Source organism: Paraburkholderia adhaesiva (assembly GCF_021390575.1).
Lineage (GTDB): Bacteria > Pseudomonadota > Gammaproteobacteria > Burkholderiales > Burkholderiaceae > Paraburkholderia > Paraburkholderia adhaesiva.
In genome coordinates, this window is the sequence record NZ_JAJEJQ010000004.1 from 402,235 (window position 1) to 418,073 (window position 15,839).

Annotated in this window: 1 protein-coding gene (running past one end of the window); it reads left to right on the forward strand. The window is 61.7% G+C overall.

What is annotated here, in order from left to right; all coding sequences use genetic code 11:
* A protein-coding gene (locus tag L0U80_RS29695; RefSeq protein WP_233874668.1) for an ESPR-type extended signal peptide-containing protein crosses the window boundary here: on the forward strand, nt 1-15,784 show its 3' portion. Its footprint begins 12,947 nt before the window's first position; the window shows 15,784 of its 28,731 coding nt (coding positions 12,948-28,731); the start codon falls outside the window, past its left edge; the stop codon is at nt 15,782-15,784.
* Nucleotides 15,785-15,839 lie beyond the last annotated feature (55 nt).

The following is a 15,839-nucleotide window of genomic DNA, read 5'->3' on the forward strand; positions in this document are numbered from 1 at the left end:
CCTGGATAACAACGGGACGGTGGCCACCGACAACGGCTCGCTGAACGTCAACGGCAGCGTGGACAACAACGGCACGCTGAACACGACGGGTGACAATGGCACCACCAATATCGGTGGCGACCTGAACAACAGCGGCAACGTCAGCACGACCGACAACGGCACGCTGAACGTGTCGGGCAACGTCACGAACGACGCGAACGGCACGATCGACACCAGCAATGGCGGCACGACCGATGTCAACGGCAGCCTGGATAACAACGGGACGGTGGCCACCGACAACGGCTCGCTGAACGTCAACGGCAGCGTGGACAACAACGGCACGCTGAACACGACGGGTGACAATGGCACCACCAATATCGGTGGCGACCTGAACAACAGCGGCAACGTCAGCACGACCGACAACGGCACGCTGAACGTGTCGGGCAACGTCACGAACGACGCGAACGGCACGATCGACACCAGCAATGGCGGCACGACCGATGTCAACGGCAGCCTGGATAACAACGGGACGGTGGCCACCGACAACGGCTCGCTGAACGTCAACGGCAGCGTGGACAACAACGGCACGCTGAACACGACGGGTGACAATGGCACCACCAATATCGGTGGCGACCTGAACAACAGCGGCAACGTCAGCACGACCGACAACGGCACGCTGAACGTGTCGGGCAACGTCACGAACGACGCGAACGGCACGATCGACACCAGCAATGGCGGCACGACCGATGTCAACGGCAGCCTGGATAACAACGGGACGGTGGCCACCGACAACGGCTCGCTGAACGTCAACGGCAGCGTGGACAACAACGGCACGCTGAACACGACGGGTGACAATGGCACCACCAATATCGGTGGCGACCTGAACAACAGCGGCAACGTCAGCACGACCGACAACGGCACGCTGAACGTGTCGGGCAACGTCACGAACGACGCGAACGGCACGATCGACACCAGCAATGGCGGCACGACCGATGTCAACGGCAGCCTGGATAACAACGGGACGGTGGCCACCGACAACGGCTCGCTGAACGTCAACGGCAGCGTGGACAACAACGGCACGCTGAACACGACGGGTGACAATGGCACCACCAATATCGGTGGCGACCTGAACAACAGCGGCAACGTCAGCACGACCGACAACGGCACGCTGAACGTGTCGGGCAACGTCACGAACGACGCGAACGGCACGATCGACACCAGCAATGGCGGCACGACCGATGTCAACGGCAGCCTGGATAACAACGGGACGGTGGCCACCGACAACGGCTCGCTGAACGTCAACGGCAGCGTGGACAACAACGGCACGCTGAACACGACGGGTGACAATGGCACCACCAATATCGGTGGCGACCTGAACAACAGCGGCAACGTCAGCACGACCGACAACGGCACGCTGAACGTGTCGGGCAACGTCACGAACGACGCGAACGGCACGATCGACACCAGCAATGGCGGCACGACCGATGTCAACGGCAGCCTGGATAACAACGGGACGGTGGCCACCGACAACGGCTCGCTGAACGTCAACGGCAGCGTGGACAACAACGGCACGCTGAACACGACGGGTGACAATGGCACCACCAATATCGGTGGCGACCTGAACAACAGCGGCAACGTCAGCACGACCGACAACGGCACGCTGAACGTGTCGGGCAACGTCACGAACGACGCGAACGGCACGATCGACACCAGCAATGGCGGCACGACCGATGTCAACGGCAGCCTGGATAACAACGGGACGGTGGCCACCGACAACGGCTCGCTGAACGTCAACGGCAGCGTGGACAACAACGGCACGCTGAACACGACGGGTGACAATGGCACCACCAATATCGGTGGCGACCTGAACAACAGCGGCAACGTCAGCACGACCGACAACGGCACGCTGAACGTGTCGGGCAACGTCACGAACGACGCGAACGGCACGATCGACACCAGCAATGGCGGCACGACCGATGTCAACGGCAGCCTGGATAACAACGGGACGGTGGCCACCGACAACGGCTCGCTGAACGTCAACGGCAGCGTGGACAACAACGGCACGCTGAACACGACGGGTGACAATGGCACCACCAATATCGGTGGCGACCTGAACAACAGCGGCAACGTCAGCACGACCGACAACGGCACGCTGAACGTGTCGGGCAACGTCACGAACGACGCGAACGGCACGATCGACACCAGCAATGGCGGCACGACCGATGTCAACGGCAGCCTGGATAACAACGGGACGGTGGCCACCGACAACGGCTCGCTGAACGTCAACGGCAGCGTGGACAACAACGGCACGCTGAACACGACGGGTGACAATGGCACCACCAATATCGGTGGCGACCTGAACAACAGCGGCAACGTCAGCACGACCGACAACGGCACGCTGAACGTGTCGGGCAACGTCACGAACGACGCGAACGGCACGATCGACACCAGCAATGGCGGCACGACCGATGTCAACGGCAGCCTGGATAACAACGGGACGGTGGCCACCGACAACGGCTCGCTGAACGTCAACGGCAGCGTGGACAACAACGGCACGCTGAACACGACGGGTGACAATGGCACCACCAATATCGGTGGCGACCTGAACAACAGCGGCAACGTCAGCACGACCGACAACGGCACGCTGAACGTGTCGGGCAACGTCACGAACGACGCGAACGGCACGATCGACACCAGCAATGGCGGCACGACCGATGTCAACGGCAGCCTGGATAACAACGGGACGGTGGCCACCGACAACGGCTCGCTGAACGTCAACGGCAGCGTGGACAACAACGGCACGCTGAACACGACGGGTGACAATGGCACCACCAATATCGGTGGCGACCTGAACAACAGCGGCAACGTCAGCACGACCGACAACGGCACGCTGAACGTGTCGGGCAACGTCACGAACGACGCGAACGGCACGATCGACACCAGCAATGGCGGCACGACCGATGTCAACGGCAGCCTGGATAACAACGGGACGGTGGCCACCGACAACGGCTCGCTGAACGTCAACGGCAGCGTGGACAACAACGGCACGCTGAACACGACGGGTGACAATGGCACCACCAATATCGGTGGCGACCTGAACAACAGCGGCAACGTCAGCACGACCGACAACGGCACGCTGAACGTGTCGGGCAACGTCACGAACGACGCGAACGGCACGATCGACACCAGCAATGGCGGCACGACCGATGTCAACGGCAGCCTGGATAACAACGGGACGGTGGCCACCGACAACGGCTCGCTGAACGTCAACGGCAGCGTGGACAACAACGGCACGCTGAACACGACGGGTGACAATGGCACCACCAATATCGGTGGCGACCTGAACAACAGCGGCAACGTCAGCACGACCGACAACGGCACGCTGAACGTGTCGGGCAACGTCACGAACGACGCGAACGGCACGATCGACACCAGCAATGGCGGCACGACCGATGTCAACGGCAGCCTGGATAACAACGGGACGGTGGCCACCGACAACGGCTCGCTGAACGTCAACGGCAGCGTGGACAACAACGGCACGCTGAACACGACGGGTGACAATGGCACCACCAATATCGGTGGCGACCTGAACAACAGCGGCAACGTCAGCACGACCGACAACGGCACGCTGAACGTGTCGGGCAACGTCACGAACGACGCGAACGGCACGATCGACACCAGCAATGGCGGCACGACCGATGTCAACGGCAGCCTGGATAACAACGGGACGGTGGCCACCGACAACGGCTCGCTGAACGTCAACGGCAGCGTGGACAACAACGGCACGCTGAACACGACGGGTGACAATGGCACCACCAATATCGGTGGCGACCTGAACAACAGCGGCAACGTCAGCACGACCGACAACGGCACGCTGAACGTGTCGGGCAACGTCACGAACGACGCGAACGGCACGATCGACACCAGCAATGGCGGCACGACCGATGTCAACGGCAGCCTGGATAACAACGGGACGGTGGCCACCGACAACGGCTCGCTGAACGTCAACGGCAGCGTGGACAACAACGGCACGCTGAACACGACGGGTGACAATGGCACCACCAATATCGGTGGCGACCTGAACAACAGCGGCAACGTCAGCACGACCGACAACGGCACGCTGAACGTGTCGGGCAACGTCACGAACGACGCGAACGGCACGATCGACACCAGCAATGGCGGCACGACCGATGTCAACGGCAGCCTGGATAACAACGGGACGGTGGCCACCGACAACGGCTCGCTGAACGTCAACGGCAGCGTGGACAACAACGGCACGCTGAACACGACGGGTGACAATGGCACCACCAATATCGGTGGCGACCTGAACAACAGCGGCAACGTCAGCACGACCGACAACGGCACGCTGAACGTGTCGGGCAACGTCACGAACGACGCGAACGGCACGATCGACACCAGCAATGGCGGCACGACCGATGTCAACGGCAGCCTGGATAACAACGGGACGGTGGCCACCGACAACGGCTCGCTGAACGTCAACGGCAGCGTGGACAACAACGGCACGCTGAACACGACGGGTGACAATGGCACCACCAATATCGGTGGCGACCTGAACAACAGCGGCAACGTCAGCACGACCGACAACGGCACGCTGAACGTGTCGGGCAACGTCACGAACGACGCGAACGGCACGATCGACACCAGCAATGGCGGCACGACCGATGTCAACGGCAGCCTGGATAACAACGGGACGGTGGCCACCGACAACGGCTCGCTGAACGTCAACGGCAGCGTGGACAACAACGGCACGCTGAACACGACGGGTGACAATGGCACCACCAATATCGGTGGCGACCTGAACAACAGCGGCAACGTCAGCACGACCGACAACGGCACGCTGAACGTGTCGGGCAACGTCACGAACGACGCGAACGGCACGATCGACACCAGCAATGGCGGCACGACCGATGTCAACGGCAGCCTGGATAACAACGGGACGGTGGCCACCGACAACGGCTCGCTGAACGTCAACGGCAGCGTGGACAACAACGGCACGCTGAACACGACGGGTGACAATGGCACCACCAATATCGGTGGCGACCTGAACAACAGCGGCAACGTCAGCACGACCGACAACGGCACGCTGAACGTGTCGGGCAACGTCACGAACGACGCGAACGGCACGATCGACACCAGCAATGGCGGCACGACCGATGTCAACGGCAGCCTGGATAACAACGGGACGGTGGCCACCGACAACGGCTCGCTGAACGTCAACGGCAGCGTGGACAACAACGGCACGCTGAACACGACGGGTGACAATGGCACCACCAATATCGGTGGCGACCTGAACAACAGCGGCAACGTCAGCACGACCGACAACGGCACGCTGAACGTGTCGGGCAACGTCACGAACGACGCGAACGGCACGATCGACACCAGCAATGGCGGCACGACCGATGTCAACGGCAGCCTGGATAACAACGGGACGGTGGCCACCGACAACGGCTCGCTGAACGTCAACGGCAGCGTGGACAACAACGGCACGCTGAACACGACGGGTGACAATGGCACCACCAATATCGGTGGCGACCTGAACAACAGCGGCAACGTCAGCACGACCGACAACGGCACGCTGAACGTGTCGGGCAACGTCACGAACGACGCGAACGGCACGATCGACACCAGCAATGGCGGCACGACCGATGTCAACGGCAGCCTGGATAACAACGGGACGGTGGCCACCGACAACGGCTCGCTGAACGTCAACGGCAGCGTGGACAACAACGGCACGCTGAACACGACGGGTGACAATGGCACCACCAATATCGGTGGCGACCTGAACAACAGCGGCAACGTCAGCACGACCGACAACGGCACGCTGAACGTGTCGGGCAACGTCACGAACGACGCGAACGGCACGATCGACACCAGCAATGGCGGCACGACCGATGTCAACGGCAGCCTGGATAACAACGGGACGGTGGCCACCGACAACGGCTCGCTGAACGTCAACGGCAGCGTGGACAACAACGGCACGCTGAACACGACGGGTGACAATGGCACCACCAATATCGGTGGCGACCTGAACAACAGCGGCAACGTCAGCACGACCGACAACGGCACGCTGAACGTGTCGGGCAACGTCACGAACGACGCGAACGGCACGATCGACACCAGCAATGGCGGCACGACCGATGTCAACGGCAGCCTGGATAACAACGGGACGGTGGCCACCGACAACGGCTCGCTGAACGTCAACGGCAGCGTGGACAACAACGGCACGCTGAACACGACGGGTGACAATGGCACCACCAATATCGGTGGCGACCTGAACAACAGCGGCAACGTCAGCACGACCGACAACGGCACGCTGAACGTGTCGGGCAACGTCACGAACGACGCGAACGGCACGATCGACACCAGCAATGGCGGCACGACCGATGTCAACGGCAGCCTGGATAACAACGGGACGGTGGCCACCGACAACGGCTCGCTGAACGTCAACGGCAGCGTGGACAACAACGGCACGCTGAACACGACGGGTGACAATGGCACCACCAATATCGGTGGCGACCTGAACAACAGCGGCAACGTCAGCACGACCGACAACGGCACGCTGAACGTGTCGGGCAACGTCACGAACGACGCGAACGGCACGATCGACACCAGCAATGGCGGCACGACCGATGTCAACGGCAGCCTGGATAACAACGGGACGGTGGCCACCGACAACGGCTCGCTGAACGTCAACGGCAGCGTGGACAACAACGGCACGCTGAACACGACGGGTGACAATGGCACCACCAATATCGGTGGCGACCTGAACAACAGCGGCAACGTCAGCACGACCGACAACGGCACGCTGAACGTGTCGGGCAACGTCACGAACGACGCGAACGGCACGATCGACACCAGCAATGGCGGCACGACCGATGTCAACGGCAGCCTGGATAACAACGGGACGGTGGCCACCGACAACGGCTCGCTGAACGTCAACGGCAGCGTGGACAACAACGGCACGCTGAACACGACGGGTGACAATGGCACCACCAATATCGGTGGCGACCTGAACAACAGCGGCAACGTCAGCACGACCGACAACGGCACGCTGAACGTGTCGGGCAACGTCACGAACGACGCGAACGGCACGATCGACACCAGCAATGGCGGCACGACCGATGTCAACGGCAGCCTGGATAACAACGGGACGGTGGCCACCGACAACGGCTCGCTGAACGTCAACGGCAGCGTGGACAACAACGGCACGCTGAACACGACGGGTGACAATGGCACCACCAATATCGGTGGCGACCTGAACAACAGCGGCAACGTCAGCACGACCGACAACGGCACGCTGAACGTGTCGGGCAACGTCACGAACGACGCGAACGGCACGATCGACACCAGCAATGGCGGCACGACCGATGTCAACGGCAGCCTGGATAACAACGGGACGGTGGCCACCGACAACGGCTCGCTGAACGTCAACGGCAGCGTGGACAACAACGGCACGCTGAACACGACGGGTGACAATGGCACCACCAATATCGGTGGCGACCTGAACAACAGCGGCAACGTCAGCACGACCGACAACGGCACGCTGAACGTGTCGGGCAACGTCACGAACGACGCGAACGGCACGATCGACACCAGCAATGGCGGCACGACCGATGTCAACGGCAGCCTGGATAACAACGGGACGGTGGCCACCGACAACGGCTCGCTGAACGTCAACGGCAGCGTGGACAACAACGGCACGCTGAACACGACGGGTGACAATGGCACCACCAATATCGGTGGCGACCTGAACAACAGCGGCAACGTCAGCACGACCGACAACGGCACGCTGAACGTGTCGGGCAACGTCACGAACGACGCGAACGGCACGATCGACACCAGCAATGGCGGCACGACCGATGTCAACGGCAGCCTGGATAACAACGGGACGGTGGCCACCGACAACGGCTCGCTGAACGTCAACGGCAGCGTGGACAACAACGGCACGCTGAACACGACGGGTGACAATGGCACCACCAATATCGGTGGCGACCTGAACAACAGCGGCAACGTCAGCACGACCGACAACGGCACGCTGAACGTGTCGGGCAACGTCACGAACGACGCGAACGGCACGATCGACACCAGCAATGGCGGCACGACCGATGTCAACGGCAGCCTGGATAACAACGGGACGGTGGCCACCGACAACGGCTCGCTGAACGTCAACGGCAGCGTGGACAACAACGGCACGCTGAACACGACGGGTGACAATGGCACCACCAATATCGGTGGCGACCTGAACAACAGCGGCAACGTCAGCACGACCGACAACGGCACGCTGAACGTGTCGGGCAACGTCACGAACGACGCGAACGGCACGATCGACACCAGCAATGGCGGCACGACCGATGTCAACGGCAGCCTGGATAACAACGGGACGGTGGCCACCGACAACGGCTCGCTGAACGTCAACGGCAGCGTGGACAACAACGGCACGCTGAACACGACGGGTGACAATGGCACCACCAATATCGGTGGCGACCTGAACAACAGCGGCAACGTCAGCACGACCGACAACGGCACGCTGAACGTGTCGGGCAACGTCACGAACGACGCGAACGGCACGATCGACACCAGCAATGGCGGCACGACCGATGTCAACGGCAGCCTGGATAACAACGGGACGGTGGCCACCGACAACGGCTCGCTGAACGTCAACGGCAGCGTGGACAACAACGGCACGCTGAACACGACGGGTGACAATGGCACCACCAATATCGGTGGCGACCTGAACAACAGCGGCAACGTCAGCACGACCGACAACGGCACGCTGAACGTGTCGGGCAACGTCACGAACGACGCGAACGGCACGATCGACACCAGCAATGGCGGCACGACCGATGTCAACGGCAGCCTGGATAACAACGGGACGGTGGCCACCGACAACGGCTCGCTGAACGTCAACGGCAGCGTGGACAACAACGGCACGCTGAACACGACGGGTGACAATGGCACCACCAATATCGGTGGCGACCTGAACAACAGCGGCAACGTCAGCACGACCGACAACGGCACGCTGAACGTGTCGGGCAACGTCACGAACGACGCGAACGGCACGATCGACACCAGCAATGGCGGCACGACCGATGTCAACGGCAGCCTGGATAACAACGGGACGGTGGCCACCGACAACGGCTCGCTGAACGTCAACGGCAGCGTGGACAACAACGGCACGCTGAACACGACGGGTGACAATGGCACCACCAATATCGGTGGCGACCTGAACAACAGCGGCAACGTCAGCACGACCGACAACGGCACGCTGAACGTGTCGGGCAACGTCACGAACGACGCGAACGGCACGATCGACACCAGCAATGGCGGCACGACCGATGTCAACGGCAGCCTGGATAACAACGGGACGGTGGCCACCGACAACGGCTCGCTGAACGTCAACGGCAGCGTGGACAACAACGGCACGCTGAACACGACGGGTGACAATGGCACCACCAATATCGGTGGCGACCTGAACAACAGCGGCAACGTCAGCACGACCGACAACGGCACGCTGAACGTGTCGGGCAACGTCACGAACGACGCGAACGGCACGATCGACACCAGCAATGGCGGCACGACCGATGTCAACGGCAGCCTGGATAACAACGGGACGGTGGCCACCGACAACGGCTCGCTGAACGTCAACGGCAGCGTGGACAACAACGGCACGCTGAACACGACGGGTGACAATGGCACCACCAATATCGGTGGCGACCTGAACAACAGCGGCAACGTCAGCACGACCGACAACGGCACGCTGAACGTGTCGGGCAACGTCACGAACGACGCGAACGGCACGATCGACACCAGCAATGGCGGCACGACCGATGTCAACGGCAGCCTGGATAACAACGGGACGGTGGCCACCGACAACGGCTCGCTGAACGTCAACGGCAGCGTGGACAACAACGGCACGCTGAACACGACGGGTGACAATGGCACCACCAATATCGGTGGCGACCTGAACAACAGCGGCAACGTCAGCACGACCGACAACGGCACGCTGAACGTGTCGGGCAACGTCACGAACGACGCGAACGGCACGATCGACACCAGCAATGGCGGCACGACCGATGTCAACGGCAGCCTGGATAACAACGGGACGGTGGCCACCGACAACGGCTCGCTGAACGTCAACGGCAGCGTGGACAACAACGGCACGCTGAACACGACGGGTGACAATGGCACCACCAATATCGGTGGCGACCTGAACAACAGCGGCAACGTCAGCACGACCGACAACGGCACGCTGAACGTGTCGGGCAACGTCACGAACGACGCGAACGGCACGATCGACACCAGCAATGGCGGCACGACCGATGTCAACGGCAGCCTGGATAACAACGGGACGGTGGCCACCGACAACGGCTCGCTGAACGTCAACGGCAGCGTGGACAACAACGGCACGCTGAACACGACGGGTGACAATGGCACCACCAATATCGGTGGCGACCTGAACAACAGCGGCAACGTCAGCACGACCGACAACGGCACGCTGAACGTGTCGGGCAACGTCACGAACGACGCGAACGGCACGATCGACACCAGCAATGGCGGCACGACCGATGTCAACGGCAGCCTGGATAACAACGGGACGGTGGCCACCGACAACGGCTCGCTGAACGTCAACGGCAGCGTGGACAACAACGGCACGCTGAACACGACGGGTGACAATGGCACCACCAATATCGGTGGCGACCTGAACAACAGCGGCAACGTCAGCACGACCGACAACGGCACGCTGAACGTGTCGGGCAACGTCACGAACGACGCGAACGGCACGATCGACACCAGCAATGGCGGCACGACCGATGTCAACGGCAGCCTGGATAACAACGGGACGGTGGCCACCGACAACGGCTCGCTGAACGTCAACGGCAGCGTGGACAACAACGGCACGCTGAACACGACGGGTGACAATGGCACCACCAATATCGGTGGCGACCTGAACAACAGCGGCAACGTCAGCACGACCGACAACGGCACGCTGAACGTGTCGGGCAACGTCACGAACGACGCGAACGGCACGATCGACACCAGCAATGGCGGCACGACCGATGTCAACGGCAGCCTGGATAACAACGGGACGGTGGCCACCGACAACGGCTCGCTGAACGTCAACGGCAGCGTGGACAACAACGGCACGCTGAACACGACGGGTGACAATGGCACCACCAATATCGGTGGCGACCTGAACAACAGCGGCAACGTCAGCACGACCGACAACGGCACGCTGAACGTGTCGGGCAACGTCACGAACGACGCGAACGGCACGATCGACACCAGCAATGGCGGCACGACCGATGTCAACGGCAGCCTGGATAACAACGGGACGGTGGCCACCGACAACGGCTCGCTGAACGTCAACGGCAGCGTGGACAACAACGGCACGCTGAACACGACGGGTGACAATGGCACCACCAATATCGGTGGCGACCTGAACAACAGCGGCAACGTCAGCACGACCGACAACGGCACGCTGAACGTGTCGGGCAACGTCACGAACGACGCGAACGGCACGATCGACACCAGCAATGGCGGCACGACCGATGTCAACGGCAGCCTGGATAACAACGGGACGGTGGCCACCGACAACGGCTCGCTGAACGTCAACGGCAGCGTGGACAACAACGGCACGCTGAACACGACGGGTGACAATGGCACCACCAATATCGGTGGCGACCTGAACAACAGCGGCAACGTCAGCACGACCGACAACGGCACGCTGAACGTGTCGGGCAACGTCACGAACGACGCGAACGGCACGATCGACACCAGCAATGGCGGCACGACCGATGTCAACGGCAGCCTGGATAACAACGGGACGGTGGCCACCGACAACGGCTCGCTGAACGTCAACGGCAGCGTGGACAACAACGGCACGCTGAACACGACGGGTGACAATGGCACCACCAATATCGGTGGCGACCTGAACAACAGCGGCAACGTCAGCACGACCGACAACGGCACGCTGAACGTGTCGGGCAACGTCACGAACGACGCGAACGGCACGATCGACACCAGCAATGGCGGCACGACCGATGTCAACGGCAGCCTGGATAACAACGGGACGGTGGCCACCGACAACGGCTCGCTGAACGTCAACGGCAGCGTGGACAACAACGGCACGCTGAACACGACGGGTGACAATGGCACCACCAATATCGGTGGCGACCTGAACAACAGCGGCAACGTCAGCACGACCGACAACGGCACGCTGAACGTGTCGGGCAACGTCACGAACGACGCGAACGGCACGATCGACACCAGCAATGGCGGCACGACCGATGTCAACGGCAGCCTGGATAACAACGGGACGGTGGCCACCGACAACGGCTCGCTGAACGTCAACGGCAGCGTGGACAACAACGGCACGCTGAACACGACGGGTGACAATGGCACCACCAATATCGGTGGCGACCTGAACAACAGCGGCAACGTCAGCACGACCGACAACGGCACGCTGAACGTGTCGGGCAACGTCACGAACGACGCGAACGGCACGATCGACACCAGCAATGGCGGCACGACCGATGTCAACGGCAGCCTGGATAACAACGGGACGGTGGCCACCGACAACGGCTCGCTGAACGTCAACGGCAGCGTGGACAACAACGGCACGCTGAACACGACGGGTGACAATGGCACCACCAATATCGGTGGCGACCTGAACAACAGCGGCAACGTCAGCACGACCGACAACGGCACGCTGAACGTGTCGGGCAACGTCACGAACGACGCGAACGGCACGATCGACACCAGCAATGGCGGCACGACCGATGTCAACGGCAGCCTGGATAACAACGGGACGGTGGCCACCGACAACGGCTCGCTGAACGTCAACGGCAGCGTGGACAACAACGGCACGCTGAACACGACGGGTGACAATGGCACCACCAATATCGGTGGCGACCTGAACAACAGCGGCAACGTCAGCACGACCGACAACGGCACGCTGAACGTGTCGGGCAACGTCACGAACGACGCGAACGGCACGATCGACACCAGCAATGGCGGCACGACCGATGTCAACGGCAGCCTGGATAACAACGGGACGGTGGCCACCGACAACGGCTCGCTGAACGTCAACGGCAGCGTGGACAACAACGGCACGCTGAACACGACGGGTGACAATGGCACCACCAATATCGGTGGCGACCTGAACAACAGCGGCAACGTCAGCACGACCGACAACGGCACGCTGAACGTGTCGGGCAACGTCACGAACGACGCGAACGGCACGATCGACACCAGCAATGGCGGCACGACCGATGTCAACGGCAGCCTGGATAACAACGGGACGGTGGCCACCGACAACGGCTCGCTGAACGTCAACGGCAGCGTGGACAACAACGGCACGCTGAACACGACGGGTGACAATGGCACCACCAATATCGGTGGCGACCTGAACAACAGCGGCAACGTCAGCACGACCGACAACGGCACGCTGAACGTGTCGGGCAACGTCACGAACGACGCGAACGGCACGATCGACACCAGCAATGGCGGCACGACCGATGTCAACGGCAGCCTGGATAACAACGGGACGGTGGCCACCGACAACGGCTCGCTGAACGTCAACGGCAGCGTGGACAACAACGGCACGCTGAACACGACGGGTGACAATGGCACCACCAATATCGGTGGCGACCTGAACAACAGCGGCAACGTCAGCACGACCGACAACGGCACGCTGAACGTGTCGGGCAACGTCACGAACGACGCGAACGGCACGATCGACACCAGCAATGGCGGCACGACCGATGTCAACGGCAGCCTGGATAACAACGGGACGGTGGCCACCGACAACGGCTCGCTGAACGTCAACGGCAGCGTGGACAACAACGGCACGCTGAACACGACGGGTGACAATGGCACCACCAATATCGGTGGCGACCTGAACAACAGCGGCAACGTCAGCACGACCGACAACGGCACGCTGAACGTGTCGGGCAACGTCACGAACGACGCGAACGGCACGATCGACACCAGCAATGGCGGCACGACCGATGTCAACGGCAGCCTGGATAACAACGGGACGGTGGCCACCGACAACGGCTCGCTGAACGTCAACGGCAGCGTGGACAACAACGGCACGCTGAACACGACGGGTGACAATGGCACCACCAATATCGGTGGCGACCTGAACAACAGCGGCAACGTCAGCACGACCGACAACGGCACGCTGAACGTGTCGGGCAACGTCACGAACGACGCGAACGGCACGATCGACACCAGCAATGGCGGCACGACCGATGTCAACGGCAGCCTGGATAACAACGGGACGGTGGCCACCGACAACGGCTCGCTGAACGTCAACGGCAGCGTGGACAACAACGGCACGCTGAACACGACGGGTGACAATGGCACCACCAATATCGGTGGCGACCTGAACAACAGCGGCAACGTCAGCACGACCGACAACGGCACGCTGAACGTGTCGGGCAACGTCACGAACGACGCGAACGGCACGATCGACACCAGCAATGGCGGCACGACCGATGTCAACGGCAGCCTGGATAACAACGGGACGGTGGCCACCGACAACGGCTCGCTGAACGTCAACGGCAGCGTGGACAACAACGGCACGCTGAACACGACGGGTGACAATGGCACCACCAATATCGGTGGCGACCTGAACAACAGCGGCAACGTCAGCACGACCGACAACGGCACGCTGAACGTGTCGGGCAACGTCACGAACGACGCGAACGGCACGATCGACACCAGCAATGGCGGCACGACCGATGTCAACGGCAGCCTGGATAACAACGGGACGGTGGCCACCGACAACGGCTCGCTGAACGTCAACGGCAGCGTGGACAACAACGGCACGCTGAACACGACGGGTGACAATGGCACCACCAATATCGGTGGCGACCTGAACAACAGCGGCAACGTCAGCACGACCGACAACAGCACGCTGAATGTCAACGGCAGCGTCACGAACGACGCGAATGCCACGCTGGACACGACGGGCAACAGCACGACCAACATCGGTGGCGACCTGAACAACAGCGGCAATGTCGGCACGACCGACAACAGCACGCTGAATGTCAACGGCAGCGTCACGAACGACGCCAATGGCACGCTGGACACGACGGACAACAGCACGACCAGCATAGGTGGCGACCTGAACAACAGCGGGTCAGTCACCACCGATGACACCAGCACACTTAACGTTGCCGGCAACATCAGTTGCGACGGAGAGATGAACGGAGTGAGTTGTGGGAACAGCTCAGGCAATGGTTCGGGTGGTGGCGCGGTCGATGACAACAGTAATGGTTCGGTTGGCGGCTCGGTCGATGACAGCGGTAATGGTTCAGGTGGTGGTGGCTCCGGCGGCGGCAGCAATGCCGGTGCGATCGGGGGGGGGGTCGGTGGTGCTGGCCTGCTTGGTCTGGCCGGTTGGCTCTTCTGGTACGACTCGACGCACGACTGGATTCTCGAGAGTCCGCAGGCACTGACGGTGGATGCGGGAGACTCCGTGCTGTGGGTGGACGCTACCCTGGACTATGTCGAGGTTGATGCGTTCAAGCATCGTGCGATTGTGCGCCTGCACACGAGAACCGGGCTCATCGAACGCAATCTGGCCTTCAAGGACCGTGCGGACGGAGTGGACCATTTCGAGGCAGACGACGCGGTGGCGAAGATGCATTCGTCACTCTCGTTCAACCACGAAACCCGCGAGTACTTCTTCGAGGAAAGTGGCGTGAAGGATGGTAAGCCGTACACCGTCAAGGCACACGGCTGGCTGAAGTCGCGCACCGCGTTGATGCAGTAGTGGCTGGTTTGCCGTACCGGAACAGGGAAATCCCGCGCTGTCCCGGTACGGCGGC